Origin of the sequence: Kribbella kalugense, assembly GCF_004365875.1 — a bacterium.
In the GTDB taxonomy this organism is placed as follows: domain Bacteria; phylum Actinomycetota; class Actinomycetes; order Propionibacteriales; family Kribbellaceae; genus Kribbella; species Kribbella kalugense.
Map to the genome: position 1 here is coordinate 2799230 of NZ_SODF01000001.1, position 18811 is coordinate 2818040.

Annotated in this window: 19 protein-coding genes; 3 read left to right on the plus strand and 16 right to left on the minus strand. The window is 66.3% G+C overall.

Annotated features, from left to right (window positions below; all coding sequences use genetic code 11):
- Positions 1–2 precede the first annotated feature (2 nt).
- The 9 genes from ligD to EV650_RS13110 are packed head-to-tail and all read right to left on the minus strand — an operon-like array spanning position 3 to position 9488.
- Positions 3–995, minus strand: a complete 993-nt coding sequence (ligD, locus tag EV650_RS13070) for a non-homologous end-joining DNA ligase (protein ID WP_134118688.1) — start codon at positions 993–995, stop codon at positions 3–5.
- Positions 996–1016: 21 nt separating this feature from the next.
- Entirely contained in the window at positions 1017–2180 is a 1164-nt protein-coding gene (locus EV650_RS13075) for a hypothetical protein (protein WP_134118690.1), read from the minus strand.
- Complete coding sequence (locus tag EV650_RS13080; RefSeq protein ID WP_134118692.1) at positions 2177–3022, minus strand: acetylxylan esterase; 846 nt, start codon at positions 3020–3022, stop codon at positions 2177–2179. Before EV650_RS13080 ends, EV650_RS13075 begins: the two co-directional genes overlap by 4 nt.
- Positions 3023–3026: 4 nt before the next feature.
- Entirely contained in the window at positions 3027–3953 is a 927-nt protein-coding gene (locus tag EV650_RS13085) for an acetylxylan esterase (RefSeq protein WP_134118695.1), read from the minus strand.
- The gene (locus EV650_RS13090) at positions 3950–5047 is read right to left on the minus strand and encodes an ABC transporter ATP-binding protein (RefSeq protein ID WP_134118697.1); all 1098 of its coding nucleotides are present in this window, start codon (positions 5045–5047) and stop codon (positions 3950–3952) included. Before EV650_RS13090 ends, EV650_RS13085 begins: the two co-directional genes overlap by 4 nt.
- Before the next feature lie 4 nt (positions 5048–5051).
- On the minus strand, positions 5052–5945 hold the full coding sequence (locus tag EV650_RS13095) for a carbohydrate ABC transporter permease (protein WP_134118699.1): 894 nt from the start codon (positions 5943–5945) through the stop codon (positions 5052–5054).
- On the minus strand, positions 5942–6862 hold the full coding sequence (locus EV650_RS13100) for a carbohydrate ABC transporter permease (protein WP_134118701.1): 921 nt from the start codon (positions 6860–6862) through the stop codon (positions 5942–5944). Before EV650_RS13100 ends, EV650_RS13095 begins: the two co-directional genes overlap by 4 nt.
- Before the next feature lie 2 nt (positions 6863–6864).
- Entirely contained in the window at positions 6865–8190 is a 1326-nt protein-coding gene (locus EV650_RS13105; RefSeq protein WP_134118703.1) for an extracellular solute-binding protein, read from the minus strand.
- On the minus strand, positions 8157–9488 hold the full coding sequence (locus tag EV650_RS13110) for a hypothetical protein (RefSeq protein WP_202874485.1): 1332 nt from the start codon (positions 9486–9488) through the stop codon (positions 8157–8159). The genes EV650_RS13105 and EV650_RS13110 overlap by 34 nt, the downstream gene beginning before the upstream one ends.
- 142 nt (positions 9489–9630) lie before the next feature.
- Between EV650_RS13110 and EV650_RS13115 the strand changes: the two genes are divergently transcribed.
- The gene (locus tag EV650_RS13115; RefSeq protein WP_134118705.1) at positions 9631–10512 is read left to right on the plus strand and encodes an NAD-dependent epimerase/dehydratase family protein; all 882 of its coding nucleotides are present in this window, start codon (positions 9631–9633) and stop codon (positions 10510–10512) included.
- 68 nt (positions 10513–10580) lie between these two features.
- On the opposite strand, the gene dusB is transcribed toward EV650_RS13115, so the two are convergent.
- Genes dusB through EV650_RS13135 form a run of 4 tightly spaced genes read right to left on the minus strand, consistent with a single transcriptional unit; the run spans position 10581 to position 14117 of the window.
- Complete coding sequence (gene dusB / locus EV650_RS13120; protein WP_134118707.1) at positions 10581–11702, minus strand: tRNA dihydrouridine synthase DusB; 1122 nt, start codon at positions 11700–11702, stop codon at positions 10581–10583.
- A 1-nt stretch (position 11703) separates the two neighbouring features.
- Positions 11704–12366, minus strand: coding sequence for a hypothetical protein (locus EV650_RS13125; RefSeq protein WP_134118709.1), 663 nt, complete (start codon positions 12364–12366; stop codon positions 11704–11706).
- Positions 12367–12368: 2 nt separating this feature from the next.
- Positions 12369–13754, minus strand: a complete 1386-nt coding sequence (locus EV650_RS13130; RefSeq protein ID WP_134118711.1) for a glycine--tRNA ligase — start codon at positions 13752–13754, stop codon at positions 12369–12371.
- 30 nt (positions 13755–13784) lie between these two features.
- The gene (locus tag EV650_RS13135; protein ID WP_202874489.1) at positions 13785–14117 is read right to left on the minus strand and encodes an antibiotic biosynthesis monooxygenase family protein; all 333 of its coding nucleotides are present in this window, start codon (positions 14115–14117) and stop codon (positions 13785–13787) included.
- Between the two features lie 33 nt (positions 14118–14150).
- On the opposite strand from EV650_RS13135, the gene EV650_RS13140 reads away from it, so the two are divergent.
- Entirely contained in the window at positions 14151–14447 is a 297-nt protein-coding gene (locus EV650_RS13140) for a DUF6703 family protein (RefSeq protein WP_134118715.1), read from the plus strand.
- On the opposite strand, the gene EV650_RS13145 is transcribed toward EV650_RS13140, so the two are convergent.
- The gene (locus EV650_RS13145; protein ID WP_134118717.1) at positions 14448–14990 is read right to left on the minus strand and encodes a TetR/AcrR family transcriptional regulator; all 543 of its coding nucleotides are present in this window, start codon (positions 14988–14990) and stop codon (positions 14448–14450) included.
- A gap of 97 nt (positions 14991–15087) precedes the next feature.
- Between EV650_RS13145 and EV650_RS13150 the strand changes: the two genes are divergently transcribed.
- The gene (locus tag EV650_RS13150) at positions 15088–16299 is read left to right on the plus strand and encodes an FAD-dependent monooxygenase (protein ID WP_134118719.1); all 1212 of its coding nucleotides are present in this window, start codon (positions 15088–15090) and stop codon (positions 16297–16299) included.
- Here EV650_RS13150 and eboE read toward each other — a convergent pair.
- On the minus strand, positions 16255–17394 hold the full coding sequence (gene eboE / locus EV650_RS13155) for a metabolite traffic protein EboE (protein ID WP_134118721.1): 1140 nt from the start codon (positions 17392–17394) through the stop codon (positions 16255–16257). The genes EV650_RS13150 and eboE overlap by 45 nt on opposite strands.
- Positions 17395–17502: 108 nt before the next feature.
- The gene (locus tag EV650_RS13160; protein WP_134118723.1) at positions 17503–18789 is read right to left on the minus strand and encodes a YibE/F family protein; all 1287 of its coding nucleotides are present in this window, start codon (positions 18787–18789) and stop codon (positions 17503–17505) included.
- Positions 18790–18811: the final 22 nt, after the last annotated feature.

Here is an 18811-nt window from a genome sequence, read left to right on the forward strand (position 1 = left end):
CGTCAGTCCTTCGGCTTGGTCTCGGCTGCTGCGGACTCCTCGGCTTCGCGGGCTCGTTTGCGGCGTTTGCCTTCGTGCATGGCGACGACTCGCGCGATCGGGATGGCGCGGCCCTCTTCGAGCAGGTCCTCCGGAAGAGACTGCGGTGCGGGAAGCGCGTCGGCCCACGGGTCGGTGTCGCCCAGCAGCGCCGGCGCGGTCTTGACGGTGAAGTCGCGCGGGGTGACGCTCTCGATGTCGTCCCATCCCACCGGGTACGAGACCGTCGTACCCGGACGGACCCGCGGGCTGTACGCCGCCACGATCGTCGCCCCGCCGGAACGAGTGGAGTCGACGAACACCTTCCCGTGCCGGTCCTCCTTGATGTACGCCGTCGTCGCGACCGACGGATCGATCTTCTCGGTCCGCGCCGCGATCGCCCGGGTCGCCGCCGCGGCGTCCTCGATCGACACCGTGTCGACGATCGGCACGATCACGTGCACACCCTTCGCGCCACTCGTCTTGACCGCGCCGGACAGCCCCGAATCCGTCAACGCCTGGCGGACCAGCAGCGCCGCCTGAACCGCCATCGTGAACGTCTCCCCCTCCGGCGGGTCGAGGTCGAGGACAAGGTGCGTGACCCGGTCCCAGCGGTCGGCCCGCATCAGGGTCGGGTGGTACTCAACTGCTCGCTGGTTGGCGAACCACAGCAGCGTCCGCCGGTCGTCGCACAACGCGTACGACACCTCGCGCTTGGACGCCTCCGCCCAGACCGGCACCGTCTTCACCCAATCCGGCGTGTACTTCGGAACGTTTTTCTGCATGAATTTGGGCTGTCCCGGACGGATCCGGATCACCGACAGCGGGCGCTCCCGCAGTTCCGGCAGGATCCGCTCGTGTACCGCGTCCAGGTAGTCGACCAGGTCCCGCTTGGTCGCCTCCGCCCCGTCGAACAACGGCTGATCCAAGTTGGTCAGGTCAACGCCGTCCCGCGTCTCATCCGGCTTACTCGCCATCCCCAGAGCTTAGACGCGCGGTCAGGCGGAGGCGAGAACGGTGAGGAGGGCTTGCAGAACTAGCTCGTCCTCACCGGGTTGGAGCGTTTGTGGGTTGAGGGCGATCGCATCGTCGGGGAGGCCGAAAGTTCCTACTGCGATGCGGGGATCGCCGTCCCATAGTTGCTTGATCACCTCGTCCCGGGTCCCCGGGAGTCTGAGTACCGCGCGGCTGTGGGGCTGGCCGGCCTCGCTTGGATACCCGCGCTCGACCACCACGCCAGGGATCGCCTGCAAGCCCACAATCCAGTTGTCAACAATCCGCTCATAGGACGCCAGTAGCTCTGCTTCGTCCTGCTCCAGCGTCCACTCGACGGCGGCAAGCAGGCCTATCAGCTCCTCCTTGCCCACCTTCATCCCGCGCCCGATCTCGTGATTGGGCGAAGAGTGCTTGCGGATCCGGTCGATCAGCCAGGCCTTCCCCAGCACGAGCCCGCTCGCCTGCGGTCCCCGCAGCCCCTTCCCACCGCTGACAATCACCGCATCGGCGCCGACGTCCCGAGTGAACCGCCACAACGACGAGACCGGCGGAATCTGAGCGGCAGCATCCACAATCACCGGGATCCGCGACCCCGGCGTCCGCGACCCCGGCGTCCGCGATCCCGGCGTCCGCGATCCCGGCGTACCGGCCGGCGTCGGTGCCTGCTGAGTGGCACGGCCGTCCATGTCCCGCGCGACGCGGACGACCTCCTCGATCGGCAGGGCGTCGGCCGCGTAATGCGCACCGGCCATCCACAGCACGCAGGCGGGCCGGCGTTCCAGTGCGTCGCGGAGCTCGTCAACGGACGGCCCGATCTCGTGGATGTGTACGCCGAGGAAGCGGGCCGAGTAGTCGTAGCCGTTCCGTTGCGAGGCGAACATGACGACTTCGGCAGGCCTGGGGAATGCCTGGGAATCGGTGGTGATGCAAGACGCGATGGCGAGGGTGATCGCAGCCGCGGCTCCAGACGTCACGTAGGCGGACTCATTGTGGGTCAGCTCAGCAAGACGCTCACCAACACGCAGCTGCAACTCGGGGAGGTCGACGAACCGGGCGGCCGCGTCCGCCATCGCCTGGACAACAGGCGGTGGCATCAACGAGCCGCCGAGGAACGTGACCGTGGCGTTGGCATTGATCACCGGGCGCACCCCCAGCGGCCCCGTCATGCGATGAACTTCGACAACGCGGGTACGCCGGATTGCTCCGCCAGCCACGCATCGAGGAAGTCGTTGTCGGTGCCGTCGAGATGCGTCACTTGATAGGCCTCCGCAGTTGGGAAGGCAGCCAGCAACGAGGCCGACCAATCGGGATCGTCGACGGCGAGCAAGGTCCGACCGGCGACGGCAGGCGCGTGCCTGACAGCATCGAAGTACGACAAGGTTGTCGACAATGCGTCAGCAGACAATCCGGCTCGTAGACAATCGTTCAACTCCTCCAGCGGATACAGCGACGACTTCAGCCGTGCCTCTATCGCCCGGTAGAACAGCACATCCGTCACCCGCACGGCACTGAACCCAGGCCGCCGCGCAGCCGTCAGCACGGCCAGATCGTCCCCACTGATCGCGACCCGCGCCGGATCCACCTCCGCCAACCCCAGCAGGAACTCCGCCGCCCGCAGACAGTCCGCCGCAATCCCTCGATAGATGTACGTCGCCGGGTCGTCGATTCCCATTGTCAACAATCCTGGGTACGCCGCCGCGAACCCTTCGTCGGCCAGCCGTTGACCGCGGTGCATCAGGCTGAGGACGACGTACCGGCTCCGGTCGTTCGGATGTGGGATGTTGTTGACGCTCCCGTAGCGCGGGGTGATGAGAAGCGCGGGGAAAGGCCCGTCACCCTTCGGGATGCTGAGATTCCCGTATACGCGGTACGGCCCGGTGCTGGTGATCCGCAAGGAGTAGAACGTTGCTTCCTCGGTCGTCCGCGCCGGCACGATGTCGAGCACCGGCCGACCAGGGATCACGGCCAGTTCGTCATCCACAGCGGCCCAGTAGCTGTCGAAGTTCATCAGGTCACCGTCCCGGGGTGAGGTGCTCGGCAAGGAAGTCCTCGACGATCCGCATCACGTCCGGCAGTCCGGCGTGATGCGCGCAGTGTGGATAGGTACGCAACGTCTTCTCGCAGGCCAGCGCCCGGTGCAACGCGAACCCGGTCTCCGGCGGGCACACGTCGTCCTCGAGCCCGACGTACAGGAACGTCGGCGCCTGCACCTTCGGCGCGAAGTTCAGCCCGTCGTAGTACGCGACCGACTCCCGCACCCGGTCGACATCCTTCGGGTGGATTCGCAGGTACTCGTTGATCTCCTCGTACGGGTACGACCGGGTCAGCGTCGGTGCGGTCATGATCCCGCACAGGTACGGCGCACCCGCCGCCACGCACCGGATCACATCCGGCAGCAGTGCGGCCGTGGAGATCCCGAGCCCGCCGCCCTGACTCGACCCCTGCAGTCCGATCCGCAGATTGTCGACATCTGGACGATCGAGCAATACCTCGACCGATCGCACCACGTCGAGGTAGAACCCGCGATACCCGTACGTGTTGGGGTCGACGATGTTGTGCGTCAACAGTCCCGGGTAGCCCGGGTTGAACACGTCGTTCGACCGCAGCTTGCCGCGCGGCGCGACCGCGAGTGCGGCGTACCCGAGCTCGGACCATTCCTTCGGGATGGTCGGCTCGGAGATGTAGCCGGGGATCGTGACCAGGGCGGGGTACGGCGCCGGGCCTTCGCGCGGGACGGTGTACCAGCCGGCGATCCGCAGACCGCCGTAGCTGGTGTAGCGCAGATCGTAGACAATCACTTTGTCTGTTGAGAGTGCGGGCATTTCGGTGAGCACCGGGTCCAGCGGGTACGACGCGCAGTCCGCGAGGCCAGCTGCCCAGAAGTCGTCGAAGTCGTCCGGCAGCTCGACCTCGACGGTCGCGTTCTCAGGGTCTCTCAAGAGCGTTCCTCTCGCTTCGGAGCGTGAAGTGCGGTGCCGTCGGACGCGGTGAACAGGTGCAGGCGGTTCGGGTTCAAGCCGACGTACACCGTGCTGTCGTGGCCGAGGCGGAACGGGGTCGGGACGCGGGCCTTGATCAGTTCGCCCTCGATCCGGACCGTGACGAGCACGTCAGGACCGAGCGGCTCGGAGACGAACACCTTCCCGAGTTGATGGCCATCGACGGGTGTGGTGGAGAGGGTGATGTCTTCGGGGCGGATGCCGAGGACTACAGCCGGGTCGGTCGTCTCGACATCCGGGTGCACCTGCTGGGTGAGGGCCGACGAGCGGAACGTTCGTACGCCGTTGACATCGGCCAGCTCGCCGGTGACGAAGTTCATCGGCGGGGAGCCCATGAACGAGGCGACGAAACGGTTCGCGGGACGTTCGTAGATCTCCTCCGGTGTCGCGCACTGCTGGATGACGCCGTCGCGCATCACCGCGATCCGGTCCGACATCGTCATCGCCTCGACCTGGTCGTGCGTCACGTAGATGAAGGTACGCGCGACATCCACATGCAACCGCTTGATCTCCGCCCGCATCAGCACCCGGAGCTGGGCGTCGAGGTTGGACAGCGGTTCGTCGAGCAGATACGCACCGGCGTCCCGGACGATCGCCCGGCCGAGCGCGACTCGTTGCCGTTGGCCACCAGACAGCTCACGCGGCTTGCGGTCCAGCAGGTCCTCGATGTCCAGCGTCCGGGCTGCCTGGAGTACCTGTTCGGCGATCGTTGCCTTCGGCACCCGCATCATCTTTAGCGCGAACCCGATGTTCTGCCGGACCGTCTTGTGCGGGTAGAGCGCGTAACTCTGGAACACCATCGACACGTCCCGCTTGTTGGCCGGCAGCCAGCTGACGGGCTTGCCGTCGAAGAAGATGTTGCCCTCGGTGGCCCGTTCGAGTCCGCAGATCATTCGTAGGGTTGTCGACTTTCCACAACCGGACGGGCCGACCAGGGTGAGGAACTCCTGGTCCTCGATGGTCAGGTTCAGGTCGTCCACCGCGGTCTTGCCGCCGAACGACTTGGTGATGCCTTCCAAACGCACTTCAGCCATCAACTCAGCCCTTCACGGATCCGGCGGCCATGCCCTGGACCAGCTTGCGCTGGAAGAGCAGGGCCAGCACCAGGGGTGGGACGACCGCGAGCACTCCGGCAGCGGCCATCACGGTGAACTGGGTGTTGAAGTCGGTGGCGAAGTTCGCCGCCACCACCGGGATCGTCTTCGCCGCCTTCGTACTGGTCAGGAACAGCGCGAACATGAACTCGTTCCACGCGGTCATGAACGCGAACACCGCCGCCGCGACCAGCCCCGGCGCCGCGACCGGCAGGAACACCGTCCACATCGTCCGGAACCACCCGCACCGATCGACCCGGGCCGCCTCTTCCAACTCTCGCGGTACCGAGCGGAAGAAGTCCTTCAGGATCCAGATCGTGATCGGCAACGCGAACGTCGTGTACGACAGGATCAGCGCCAGGTAGGTGTCCAGCAGCCCGAACGTCCGCATCAGCAGGTAGAACGGGATGATGATCGCGATCCCCGGCACCATCCGGGTCAGCAGGTACAGCACGAGCAGCACCTGACTCCCCCGGAACTTCAACCGGGAGAACGAGTACGCCGCGAATGTCGCGAGGACCAGATTCAGTACGGCGGTCGACGTCGCCACGATCAGGCTGTTCCGCAAGGAGTACGGCGTTTCCGAGACGGCCCGCCCGCCGACGAGCTCCTGCGCCGCGTTCGGGCGGATGAAGCCGAGATAGTTCTCCAGCGTCGGATGGATCGGGATCCAGTGCGGCGGCACCGAGATCGCGTCGACCTCGTGCATGAAACTCATCGCGACGATCCAGTAGAACGGCAGCACCAGATACAACGCGAACAGGATCGCCAGCACGTAGAGCACGATCTTCTTCCACGGGATCCGATAGCGCAGGGGAACGCGTACGAGAGTGCTCATACCTCGAAGTTCCCCTTTCGGTACAGGAGGCCGATGTAGCCGACGGAGATCAGGAGGGTGATCGCAGTGATCACCCAGGCGTAGGCGCTACCGAGGCCGAAGTCGGTGAAGGTCAGGACGGTTTGCACGTCGAGCAGCGCGATCGTGGTGGTCGCGTCGCCGGGTCCGCCGCCGGTCAGCACGTAGATGGTGTCGAACGCCCGGAACGCGTTCATCGTTTCGAGGATGAGCACGATCAGCAGTGGATGGAGCAGCCAGGGCAGCGTGACCTGTCCGAACCGCTGCAGGGCGCCGGCCCGGTCGACCGTCGCGGCGTCGTACAACTCTGATGGGATTGTCGACAATCCAGCAAGCAGAATGATGACCGAGAACGGGAGCGTGTTCCAGACCTGCGCCAGCGCGGTGAACAGGAACGCACCGGTGCCGGACGTCAGCCAGGCGTGGTAGTCGTCGATCACCCCGAGCTGGGACAGCAGACCGTTCAGCGCACCGGTCTTCGCGTCGAAGATGGTCCGCCACATCAGCCCGTTCACCACCCCGGGCATTGCCCAGGGCAACAAAGCGAGACTGAGCAGCAGACCGCGACCACGGAACCTCTCGTTCAGCACCAGCGCCAGGATCAACGCGAGTACGACGGTGAGCCCGAGCACCACCAGCACGAACAGCGCCGACACCTTCAACGCGGACAGGAACGCGTGATCGGTGAGCAGAGCCTTGTAGTTGTCGAACCCGATGAATCGCTTCGCCCGTGGGCGTTTCAGGTTGTTCTTCTGCAGGCTGACGTAGAAGGAGTACCCGATCGGATAGGCGACCAGCAGGGCGATCACGACCATGGCCGGCGCGTTCAGCGCCCAGGCCTTGGCGTTGTCGCCCAGCGGCTGTCGTTCGGCAAACCCAAGCCGATTGAGCGCAACCATGCTCAGGAGTACTTCTTTTTCAGGGTTTCCACGGTCTGCGCAAGCGAGTCCACCGCCGCGGACGGCTGCGTCTGGTTGCTCAGCACCCCCTGGACGACCTTGTGCATCTCGGTTTCAAATTCGGTATACCAAGGCACCCCGAGGACGTTGCGCGGCTTCGCGATCTCGGCCAGATGCTGGTATACCACCGGGTCGGCGAACTTCTTCAGCGATGCGGTGATCTCCGGATCGGATCCCATCGCCTTGTAAGCGAAGCCGAGTCCGCGCTGCAGGAACCAGAACTTCGCGGTGTACGGCTGCTTCTTCTCGTCGTACCCACCGAGGTAGGTCAGCAGCTTGAACGCGTCGTCCTTGACGTCGGTGTCCTTGGCCAGCCCGTACATCCGGGTGTTGCTGACCGTCGCGTGCTCCTTGCCGTCCAGGCTCGGCACGAGCGCCATCCGGATCTTGCCCGCGGCCTTGGACTTGGCGGGGTCGTTGTAGTCGCGGCTCGCGTACCGGGCGCCGATCGTGTACGCGTACCGGTTCGCCTTCATCGCGTTGTCGATCGGGACCGGCAGCAGCTGCAGCGACGCCGGGTCGATCACCTTCGACTTGTTGGCCGCCTGCTGCAACCAGGCGAAGACATCCTTCGTCACGGTGTCGGACGTATTCATGATCGGGTTCTGCTGATCGTCGAACAGGTTGCCGCCGCTACCGAACACGAGCGCCCAGACCCAGGACCACCACGTGTCGGACAGCTGTGCGGGCAGACCGATCGGATACTCCAGCAGGCCGGCGTTCTTGATCTTCAACGCCTGCGCCTCGAGCTCCTCGAGACTGGCCGGCGGCTTGGTGATCCCAGCTTTCGTGAGGATCCCGGTGTTGTAGGTCAGGCAGTTCGCGTCGGTGTAGTACGGCAGGCCGTACCGCTTGCCCTGGTACGTCATCGCCTCGGCGTTGCCCGGATAGATCGCGGCGTACACCTCGTCCACGCCGGGGAGGCCGTCGAGCGGCTGCAGGTACTCGCCGTCGACCCAGGCCGCCAGCGAATCGTCGTACACGTAGAGCGCGTCGGCCCCGCCGCCGCCGGTGAATTCGGCGACGACCTTCTGGACGTACTGCGCACTCGTGATCGGGGTGTAGTTGACCTTGATGTTGCTGGTTGTGGTGAAGCGGTCGAGGTTCTGCTGGACCAGTTCGGCCTCGTAGTCCCAGCCTTCGAACTTCACGCTGCCGTCCCCGGAACCACTTCCGGAGGACGAGTCGTTCGAGCAGGCAGCGAGCAGGGCGGGTGCGGTCAGGCCGAGACCGGTCAGCTTGAGGATGTGGCGGCGGGTGAGCTCCATGGTTGTGCCTCCAACGCTTGGGCGATGCGCAGTCGGTACAGACGCGTCGGGCGTCCTTTGGGGTGGTGCTGGGCGGTGCCCTCGACGCTCACCAGGCCGCCTGCGTCGAGGGTGCGGATCAGCCGGCGTCCGCTCTGATCCGTGATGCCGAGGTGACCGGCAAGCTCTCCAGGCGAGAGCGTGCGGCCTTGGAGTTCCTGGTCCAGCGCGGCCAGCCGGGAAACGGTGGTCGCGCTGAGACCGACGTACTTCGCGAGTTGTTCGACGTCATCGCCGTGCCCGCGGTACGAGAACCGGAGTGCTTCGCCGGCCGGCCCCATCGGGCCGATGACGACACCGCTGTCCTCGAACAGGTACGCGCACGGTTCGTCGGCGAGCTCGGCCCGGGCGGCGGCTTGCTCGGCGAGCAGGACGCAGTTGCGGGCGGACACGCCGACACCGAAGCCGGCCGAGATCTGTGCGCCGAGCGCCGCGGCGGCCTCGGCCAGTGCGGGTACGGCGACCCAGTTGCGGGTGACGCGCTCGAACAACGCCTTGTGGGCGAAGACGACCACGCCGCGGCGCCCGCGGTTCTCGATCCAGGCGCCGGCGAATTCGGGGGTGTTGAGCAGGTGGTTCATCAGACCGATCCGGGCGCGTTCCTCGTCCGCGGCCTGCGAGATCAGGAAGATGCCGGCCGCGAAACGCTGCGCGCTGGCCCGTTCGGACTCGATCCGCAAAGCGAGCTCGTGCAGCTCGGTGCGGATAGTGGCCGGCACCGGCATGCCGCTCATGATCTGGAGCTGTCCCGCGAGTTGTTCCCGGACGGCCGCGCGGACGCTGATCACGTAGCTGCGTTCGCCGAACCGGTGGAACGCGTCGCGGTGGAACTCGACGATCTCCTCGACGCTCTGGGTCGGTGCGTAGGGCAAGCAATCGATCTGGTCCTGGTCGAGGTCCAGCGCGGTCGCGACCGCTTCGACCGCTTCGGCGGGGAACGTGTCGATGCTGACCGGCGTACGACCCCAGCCGCGTTCCTGGGCGCGGTAGAGCGCGAGCGTCAGGTCGAGCGCCGACGACCGGATCACGCCGACCGGCAGACCGGGCGGCAGCAGTTCGCGGCTCGCGGTGTACGGCACCGGACCGGCGAGGAAGCCGTCGAGTCGCGTCGTACTCAGGAACTCGCCGACCTTGTCGCGGATCTCGTCCTCGTGGTCGTAGCTGACCCACTCGAGCCCCACGCCGCCGAGCGTGCGCGCCGCATCGTGGAACAACTCGTGGTGGGTCACATGCGTGACGACCCCGATCACGATGTCCACGGCACTCCTTTAACGAACCATGTTCGGAAGTGATTCGTAAATCCAATGCCGTCCAAGGTGGTCCCCGAGAGGCCCTCAGGTCAAGGGATCGTGCGGGATTCGTTCAAGACCGCGGCCGTCGTACCGGTCTAGCGTCGCGGCCATGATCCTCGTCACCGGTGGGCTCGGCATGATCGGCGCCCACACCGCCCGCGCCCTCCTCGACCTCGGCCAGCAGGTCGTCGTCACGTCGCACCGGCATACCGATCCCCCGTCGTTCCTCGAAGGCAAGGTCACGGTCGAACAACTCGACGTCACCGACCGATCCGCGTTCCTCGCCCTCGGCGAGCGCTACGAGATCAGCGACATCGTGCATCTCGCGGGAAGCATCCCGGCCGACGATCCGGTCGCGTACTTCCGCCACGACACCGCGGCGCTGTTCAACGCGCTGGATGCGGCGCGGGCGTGGGACGTACGGCGGTTTGCGGTCGCCAGCAGCATCGGCGTGTACATCGGGCAGGACGAATCCCCGTGGTACGAAGACCTTCCACTACCGACCGCCGACCTCCCGCACCTGATCGTCGCCTTCAAGAAGGCCGTCGAGCCGGTGACGACGCACAGCCTCGCCGGAACCGGCATCCAGCCGATCGTGCTCCGGATCGGCTCGACCTGGGGTCCGTTGATGGACCCAGAGTCGATCTTCAGCCCGATCCCGCCGTACGTCAGCGCCGTACTCCGCGGCGAAACCCCCACGCCCCTACCGGCCGACGCCGGCGGCGACTGGTGCTACGCGCCCGACATGGGCCGCGCGATCGCTCTGCTCATGACAGCCGAGGCTTTGAACCACACCACGTACAACGTCTCGAGCGGAAAGCCCTTTGTGTACGGCGAAGCGGCCGACCAGCTCACCGTCCAGCCCGGCGGCGAGACCAGCCCGCACCTCGACATCACCCGCCTGACCACCGAGACCGGCTTCACCCCCACCTTCACCTTCCCCGAAGCCGCCGCCCACTACGTCGCCTGGCGCTCCAAGAATGATCGCTGAACACCTCACGGTGTGACGAGACAAGCTATTGCATGTCTCACGACACCAAGGCTTGTCTCCACATACCTTCAGCCGCCGGAGACGCCGATCTCGGCGTCGGCTAGGTCGGCGGTTAGGCCGTCGGTGTCGTCCAGCCAGCCGTGGGGGAGGACGATGTGGTCGCGGGGGCTGCCCTGGCGGCCGCGGGGGGCGCCTAGCTCGGCGACTGGGAACGGGACCGCTGGGTCCAGTTGAGCGAGGAGCTCGTCGAGGCGGGCGAGGGAGTCGACCATGCCGAGGGCGGCGCGGAGTTCGCCGCCGGCCGGGAAGCCCTTCAGGTACCACGGGACGTGCTTGCGGAAGTCGCGCAGGCCGCGCGACTCCCCCATCAGGTCGGCGAGCAGTTCGCCGTGCCGTCGCATCACGACCGCGACCTCGCCGAGCGTCGGCAAGTTCAACGCCTCGCCGCCGGCGAACGCGACCGCGAGATCGCGGAACAACCACGGCCGGCCAAGGCATCCGCGTCCGACGATCACGCCGGCGCAACCTGTCTCGGCGACCATCCGCAGGGCGTCGCCGGCTTCCCAGATGTCGCCGTTGCCGAGGACGGGGATGCTCACGTGCTGCACGAGCTCGGTGATCTTGGTCCAGTCCGCCTGACCGGAGTACGCCTGTGCCGCCGTACGCCCGTGCAACCCGATCGCCGCGGCACCCGACTCCTCCGCGATCCGGCCCGCGTCCAGGTAGGTCTGGTGATCCGCGTCGATCCCGATCCGCGTCTTCATCGTCACGGGTACGCCGTACGGCGTCGCCGCATGCACTGCCGATCGCAGGATCGCGCCGAGCAGGTTCCGCTTCCAGGGAAGGGCCGCGCCGCCGCCCTTGCGGGTCACCTTCGGGACCGGGCAGCCGAAGTTCAGGTCGATGTGCGCAACACCGTAAGCATCACAAAGGATCTGCACCGCGCGCCCGATGTACGTCGGGTCGACGCCGTACAACTGCACCGACCGCACCGTCTCTCGCGCGTCGAAGGTCAGCATGTCGAGCGACTTCTGGTCACCCTCGACGATCCCGCGCGAGGTGATCATCTCGCACACGTACAGCCCCGCGCCCTGCTCGGCGCACAGCCGCCGGTACGCCGCGTTGGTGATGCCGGCCATCGGCGCCAGCACCACTGGCGTGTCGATCGTCAGGTTGCCCAAGGAAAGCATGTCAGGCCTTCGCGACCAGGACCTGGCCGTTGCCGGAAACCTGTGCTTTATAAGGCTGTACGGCGTTCGCGGTCGTCGTCACGTCGCAGGCGATGCCCGAGTCGGAATGCTTGACTACGGCAACATCATCCATCGTGCAGGTCACCTTCGCGGCGTCGGCGACCGTGCGCTGCACTGCGTCGACAACCTTCGCGCGAACGATCGCGACCGAGTCCGAGGTGAACTTGTACGACGCCGAGTACTGCTTCGCGTCGACCGTCAACGTGCCGCCGTACGACTTCCCGCCGTACGTCACGGTGCAGGTCAGCTCGTGGTTGCCGGCCGTCTCGACCTTGTCGATGCCCGGGCACTTCACCGTCGTGGTGGCCGCTTTGCCGGCCGCGATCTGCGCCTGCTTGGAGATCGCGAACGTGATTCGCTCCGCCAGCGGCGCATCGCTGGCAGGCTCGCCGGTGACCTTCGGAGTCGGCCAGGGCTTCGAAGGAGTCGGCAGTGCGGTCAGCGTCGGCGTGGACGCGGTCGGGATCGGTGCGCTCGAAGGCGCACTGGAGCTGGGCGCGGAGGGCGACGGCGTGCTGCCCGCGTCCGGCTTGCTGTCCGAGCAGGCCGACAACAGGAACACCGCCAGCGCGGACAGTCCGACGACAGCCAACCGACCCCGCATCGTCAGCAACCAACCAGGTGCTGGGCGAGATACCCGGTGACCTCGGTCAGCGCGACCCGCTCCTGCTTCATCGAGTCGCGCTCCCGGATGGTCACGGCGTGGTCCTCGAGGGTGTCGAAGTCGACGGTGATGCAGTACGGCGTACCGATCTCGTCCTGGCGGCGGTAGCGACGGCCGATCGCGCCGGCATCGTCGAAGTCGACGTTCCAGCTCTTCCGCAGTTCGGCGGCCAGGTCGCGTGCCTTCGGCGAGAGATCGGCGTTGCGGGACAGCGGCAGTACGGCGGCCTTGACCGGCGCGAGCCTCGGGTCGAAGCGCAGTACCGTCCGCTTGTCCACGCCGCCCTTGGCGTTCGGCGCCTCGTCCTCGGTGTACGCGTCGAGCAGGAAGGCGAGCACGTTCCGGGTCAGGCCGGCGGCGGGCTCGATCACGTACGGCGTCCAGCGCTCGCCCTTCTCCTGGTCGAAGTACGACAGGTCGGCGCCGGAGTGCTTGGAGTGCGTGGACAGGTCGAAGTCGGTCCGGTTCGCGATGCCCTCGAGCTCGTCGAACTCCTTGCCGCCGAAGTTGAACTTGTACTCGATGTCGACGGTGCGCTTCGAGTAGTGGCTCAGCTTCTCCTTCGGGTGCTCGTAGAACCGCAGGTTGTCCGGGTTCAGGCCGAGGCCGGTGTACCAGTCCCAGCGGGCCTTCAACCAGTACTCGTGCCAGTCCTCGTCCGAGCCGGGCTCGACGAAGAACTCCATCTCCATCTGCTCGAACTCGCGGGTCCGGAAGATGAAGTTGCCCGGGGTGATCTCGTTGCGGAAGCTCTTGCCGACCTGGGCGATGCCGAACGGCGGCTTCTTCCGGGCCGTGCCCATCACGTTCGCGAAGTTGATGAAGATGCCCTGCGCGGTCTCCGGGCGGAGGTAGTGCAGGCCCTCCTCGGACTCGACCGGGCCGAGGTACGTCTTGAGCAGGCCGTTGAACATCCGCGGCTCGGTGAAGGTGCCCTTGTTACCGCAGTTCGGGCAGGCGATCTCGGCCAGCTTGACCTCGTCGACGTCCTTGTTCTTCCGGCGGGCGTAGTCCTCACGCAGGTGGTCGTCGCGGAACCGCTTGTGACAGGACTGGCACTCGGTCAGCGGATCGACGAACTCGGACAGGTGCCCGGACGCCTCCCAGACCTTGGTCGGCAGGATCACCGAGGAGTCCAGGCCGACGACGTCGTCACGACCGGTCACCATCGTCCGCCACCACTGGGTCCGGATGTTGTTCTTCAGCTCGACGCCGAGCGGCCCGTAGTCCCAGGCCGACTTGGTTCCACCGTAGATCTCGCCGCACGGGTACACGAAGCCTCTCCGCTTGCTGAGGCTGACGACGGCATCGACGGTTTCCACGGGCACTTTTCGACTCCAGAACGGGCACAGATGAATCTACGGAAGAGACCAGGCTATCGGTCCCGGCGTCCCGTCATCGAATCCGTGCTGAGTCAGCAAATCTTCGTATGCGGTCGGCTCGTCGATCGCCTCCGACAACAGCGGCACAGCAGCCATCTTCACCTCGTACGGCGACAGCGCCCGCCGGTAACTCCCGACGTTCACGAACTCCAGGTCGAGCGCCAGCAACTCCGGGTCATCGACGTTCCGCCCCACCCGCGCCGACACGAACCCCTTCTGCTGCGCCAACACCTCAACGGCCGCCTGCACCCGCTCCGCAAACTCGGCCTGCTCAGCTACCCCGACCCGAAATCTGATCACCACGAACACGGGCCTAACCATAGGACCTGGAACAATGGAGGTATGAGCTCCCCTAGCAGTCCGTTGCGGCAGCGGATCACGAAGATTAGTTACCCGTACGTCGCGAAGCTGCACGGTGCGCCGAAGCTGACGCTGCCAGGGATCACGCTGGTGCTGGCGCTGGCCGGAGTGTTCGCTCCGGTGGTGGTGGGTGTACCGGCCCTGGTGCTGCTGGCGTTGCTGCTCGGGTGGCTGGCGTTCCTGTCGTGGCCGGCGGTGACGACAGGAGCGAAGTTCCTGCGGATTTTCTCGATTCTGGTGATCCTGCTGTTCGCGGTCTCCCGGATCGCCAACGGCTGATTACGGGCGGCCGAGGCTGTCGTACGCCGCTTCGACCGCAGCCTCACGTAGTTCGGCGACCGGCTCGTGGTCGATCATCACCGCGCAGTCGGACAGCCCGCCGAGCGCGACCATGCAGCGGACCACGTCTGACAGCGACGGTTCGGTGCCGATCAGCAGCGCCGCGAGCGTGCCGCGCCATTCGATGAAGCGGTCGGCGAGCTTCAGTTCGTGCAGCACCGAGAGGTCCCGGATCGCCAGCTGAATCAGGCCGCGGTGCCGGTAGGCGAGGTCGAAGTACGAGCCGAGGAGCTCACGCGCCGGGACGGGTGCGGCTGCCTGCTGCGCGGCGGCGTACGCCTCGAAGTCGGCGATCATCGGCTCGACCAGGCTGTTCAGCAGGTCCTCACGGGACGCGAAGTGGTAGTACAGCGCCGGCTTGGTCACGCCGAGCCGGTCGGCGATGTCGCGCAGGCTGGTCTGCTGCAGCCCCTGCTGGGCGAACAGCTCCAGCGCGGCCTGCTGGATCCGCGCCCGGGTGTCGCCGGTCCGTTGTCTCGGCATACCCCGAAGATTATCTGACCTTCCGGTAAGTAAACCGTTGACAACGCCGGAGGCTTTGCTTACCTTCCGTTAAGTAAACAAACGTCAGGGGGTAGCCATGAAGGTCCTGATCTCCGGCGCGAGCGTGGCCGGCCCGGTGCTGGCCCACTGGCTGCACCACCACGGTTTCGAGCCGACGATCGTCGAGCGCACACCCGAGCTGCGGCACGGACTCGGCGGCCACGCGGTCGATCTGTTCAGCTCGGCCGCCGAGGTGACCCGCCGGATGGGTTGCTGGGACGCGATCGAGGCGGCCCGCACCCGGATCGAAGCGCTGACCATCGAGCGGTTCGGCAAGCCCCCGGTCGAGGTCGACCTCAGCCGGATGTACGCCGGGATTTCGAGCAGCCACGTGGAGATCCTCCGCGGCGAACTGACGAAGATCCTGTACGACGCCACTCGCGACACGGCGGAGTACATCTTCGGCGACTCGATTGCGAGCCTGCACGACGACGGGAACGGCGTCGACGTCACATTCGACTCCGGGACGGAACGCCGGTTCGACCTGGTCATCGGCGCCGACGGACTGCACTCGAACGTCCGCCGGCTGGCCTTCGGCCCCGAGGAGCCGCTGCGTCGCTGGCTCGGCGGGTACCTCGCCGTGTTCTCGATGCCGGACATCTTCAACGTCGGCAACCACACGCTCGCGCACATGTCGGTCGACAAGCTGGTCGGGATCTACGGCGTGCACCAGACCGGCCAGACGCGTAGCGGCTTCCTGTTCCGGACACCGCACGAGCTGCACTACGACTACCGCGACAAGGACGAGCAGAAAGCCTTGCTGGTCAAGGAGTTCAGCGACTACGGCTGGAAGGCGCCACAGCTGCTGGAGCACCTTGCGTCGGCCGAAGACTTCTACTTCGACTCGATCGCACAGATCACCTTGGACACCTGGACCAGCGGGCGAATCGGGCTGGTTGGAGATGCGGGCTACTGTCCCGGACCAGCTGTCGGCGGCGGGACCAGTCTGGCTGTGGTGACGGCGTACATCCTCGCGGGCGAGTTAGCGAGCAATCCAGCGTCCGGCTTGAAGAACTACGAGCGGATCATCCGTCCGATGGTTGAGTCGAGTCGGCGGATCGGTCCGAAGTTGATGGGCACGATCATCCCGGGCAGCCCGCTGGCATTGCGGCTGATGCCGTTCGCCGCCGCAACGCTTCCCAAGCTGCCGACATCAGTGCAGCGCTTCATCTGGTCGCAGAACGCAGTAGGCAAGACCTTCAGCTCAGTGGATCTCCTCGAGTCCCAGGTCCGTCAGTCGATCACGTAGCCACTCCAGCTCCTTGGTGAGCTGTTTGGCCAACGACTGTTGATCCGACCACGCGTAAACCTCTGACTCCAGGTGGTGCGTGAGTGGATGCCCACCACCAACCAGTCTGGTCAAACAGTCGTCCAGTACACCCGTTGTCACCCTAAGCGGAGCTGGTGGGGCAGCGTGGGCCGGCAGGTGGGCATGCATCCGCCAGGCCGCGTGACCGGACAACTCGTACGCCTGCGCGATGTCGTCCACTCCCGGCCCACCCCACTCACGCACCTGCCGCAGGTACTTCGGTGTGCCGAGCTGACCGAGCACGTAGCGACCGGCCGCATCCCACGGGTCCACCAACGTCGGCGCGACCGACAGCTGGCCCTTGACCACATCGACGCCGGCCTGCCACAGCAACTGGAACACATCGGCCGGCTCCTCGAACTGGACGGCCAGATGACACGCATCCAACCCCAGTCCGATCCGCGACGCACCGCCGTACGGACTGGAGTAGCGATTGAGCCAACCGGCTGCCTGCCCGATCATCTCGAGCACGCAGCCCGGCTCGGTCTCGACGGCGATCCGGATCTTCCGGCCGGTCCTGGCCTCGGTGCGGACCAGGTGCTGCTCGACGCGGTCGAATGCCTCCCGAGCAGCACGGTTCCGCGCCTTCGACCACGGCATCCGCCAGGCCAGCGGCACGGTCGAGATCGACCCGTACGACGCGTCAGAGGGCAGCAACTCGGCTAGTACGTCGACCAGGTCGAGGGTGTAGCGGAGCCGCTCGGGGTCGGTCCAATCAGGGCAGTACAGCTTGGTACCGACGACCTTCTCGGTGAAGTGCGAGTGCGGGGTGCCGTTCAGCGAGATGACCTCAAGTCGATTGCGCTGTAGCGCTCGGCGCAGCCTGCTGAGCGACGCCGGCGAGTTCGCCAGCCGATCAGCCAGCCGGCTCGGAAACCACAGCCCTACCCCCAGCACAGGTACGCCGAGTGCCGCGCGGACCTTCCCGGCGCAGTCGTCGAGCCCGTCGATCAGCTCATCCAGCTCCTCGGCCGGATGCACGGTCGCGCAGTACCCCACATGGACGGTCGAGCCGTCCCGATGACGGAACCTCATCAGCTCTCCTCACCCCGTTAGGCCACTGAAGGTGATTACAAGCGGACTCTCCGTGACCTAACAGCACTGTAGAAGGCTGACGGCTCGGGTGGAAGGGCTGATTTTCGGTTAGAGGTGTTCCGGTTCGGCAACCAGATCGCGGGAGCGGTCGGCGACCGCCATCGCGGCGAGGGCTGTGGTCAGCGGGACGGCCGCGATGATGCCAAGACTGCCGACGAGGCCGCGGACGATCTCCATCGCGACCGACTCGGTCGAGAGGACCGCCCGGCCGGGAAGACCCTGGATCGCGAAGACCAGCAGCACGGGCAGCGCGGCGCCGGCGTACGCGAGGACGAGCGTGTTGACCACCGACGCGACGTGGGTGCGGCCGATCCGGAGGCCGGCGCTGACCAGCTCTCGACGGTTGGCGGACGGGTTCGCCGCGGACAGTTCCCAAACGGCCGCCGCCTGCGTGACGGTCACATCGTCCAGCACTCCCAAAGCGCCGATCACCATTCCAGCGATCAACAAGCCGGTCAGATCGATACCAGGCACCAGCGCCTTCGCTCCTGACGCTCCGTCGGAAGCCAATCCGCTCAGCTGGCAGAACTTGGTGAAGAACCAGCCGAGCAGCACGGTCAACCCGAGCGCGAACACTGTCCCGGACAGGGCGATCGAGCTCTCGGCATTGATCCCGTGGGTGAGGAACAACGCGATCGCCATGATCACCGTGCCGCCGACGACCGCGACCAGCAGCGCGTTCTCGCCCTTCAGGATCGCCGGGAGGATGAACTGCGTCAGCATCACCGCGGTCACCGCAAGCGCGATCAGGGCCGCGAAACCCCGCCAGCGCGACAGCGCGACGACCGCAACCGCGAAGAGGCCGGCCAGCAGGAGCAGCGATCCGGTCCGGTCATGGTCGACGTAGGTGTACCGGTCGGCGAGCGTCTTCGCGTTCCCGATCACGCCGAGCATCAGCGACTGACCAACCTTGACCGGGATCGTGGTCTGGCTGGCCTTCGGGACCTGGATCGGCACCACCTTGCCCTTGTCGGCGCCGCTGGTGAGCTTGACCGTCGCCTCGTCGCACTGGGCGTCCGGATCCTTGCAGGCCTTGAGGGCCGTCACCTCACCGCGGACGGTCTGGGTCTGGTACGACGCGACCTTCACGTCACCGCCGGGCCACATCACGATCATCCCGACGACCGCGGCCAGGATCAGCGGGATCAGCACCGCCGCGACCACGATCCGGACGCGCCGGGCCACGATCGCATCGGAGTTCACCACCGACGTGTCGACCACATGATCGCCATGGCCGTGCCCGTGGCCATGCCCGTGACCCTGGGGAATTTCCAGCTTCCGGCGCCGGTTGCCCCTGCTGTCGGCGCGCCTGCGCCCGACGTTTCGGCTGGCCATCGTGCACTCCCTGTTTTGACAA

Excerpts from the sequence above, each read along its gene's own strand:
- EV650_RS13095 (WP_134118699.1), bottom strand. The coding sequence starts at position 5,945 with ATGAGCACTCTCGTACGCGTTCCCCTGCGCTATCGGATCCCGTGGAAG.
- EV650_RS13075 (WP_134118690.1), bottom strand. The coding sequence starts at position 2,180 with ATGACGGGGCCGCTGGGGGTGCGCCCGGTGATCAATGCCAACGCCACG.
- EV650_RS13080 (WP_134118692.1), bottom strand. The coding sequence starts at position 3,022 with ATGAACTTCGACAGCTACTGGGCCGCTGTGGATGACGAACTGGCCGTG.
- EV650_RS13105 (WP_134118703.1), bottom strand. The coding sequence starts at position 8,190 with ATGGAGCTCACCCGCCGCCACATCCTCAAGCTGACCGGTCTCGGCCTG.
- EV650_RS13115 (WP_134118705.1), top strand. The coding sequence starts at position 9,631 with ATGATCCTCGTCACCGGTGGGCTCGGCATGATCGGCGCCCACACCGCC.
- EV650_RS13100 (WP_134118701.1), bottom strand. The coding sequence starts at position 6,862 with ATGGTTGCGCTCAATCGGCTTGGGTTTGCCGAACGACAGCCGCTGGGC.
- EV650_RS13150 (WP_134118719.1), top strand. The coding sequence starts at position 15,088 with ATGAAGGTCCTGATCTCCGGCGCGAGCGTGGCCGGCCCGGTGCTGGCC.
- EV650_RS13160 (WP_134118723.1), bottom strand. The coding sequence starts at position 18,789 with ATGGCCAGCCGAAACGTCGGGCGCAGGCGCGCCGACAGCAGGGGCAAC.
- EV650_RS13145 (WP_134118717.1), bottom strand. The coding sequence starts at position 14,990 with ATGCCGAGACAACGGACCGGCGACACCCGGGCGCGGATCCAGCAGGCC.
- EV650_RS13140 (WP_134118715.1), top strand. The coding sequence starts at position 14,151 with ATGAGCTCCCCTAGCAGTCCGTTGCGGCAGCGGATCACGAAGATTAGT.
- EV650_RS13125 (WP_134118709.1), bottom strand. The coding sequence starts at position 12,366 with ATGCGGGGTCGGTTGGCTGTCGTCGGACTGTCCGCGCTGGCGGTGTTC.
- dusB (WP_134118707.1), bottom strand. The coding sequence starts at position 11,702 with ATGCTTTCCTTGGGCAACCTGACGATCGACACGCCAGTGGTGCTGGCG.
- ligD (WP_134118688.1), bottom strand. The coding sequence starts at position 995 with ATGGCGAGTAAGCCGGATGAGACGCGGGACGGCGTTGACCTGACCAAC.
- EV650_RS13090 (WP_134118697.1), bottom strand. The coding sequence starts at position 5,047 with ATGGCTGAAGTGCGTTTGGAAGGCATCACCAAGTCGTTCGGCGGCAAG.
- eboE (WP_134118721.1), bottom strand. The coding sequence starts at position 17,394 with ATGAGGTTCCGTCATCGGGACGGCTCGACCGTCCATGTGGGGTACTGC.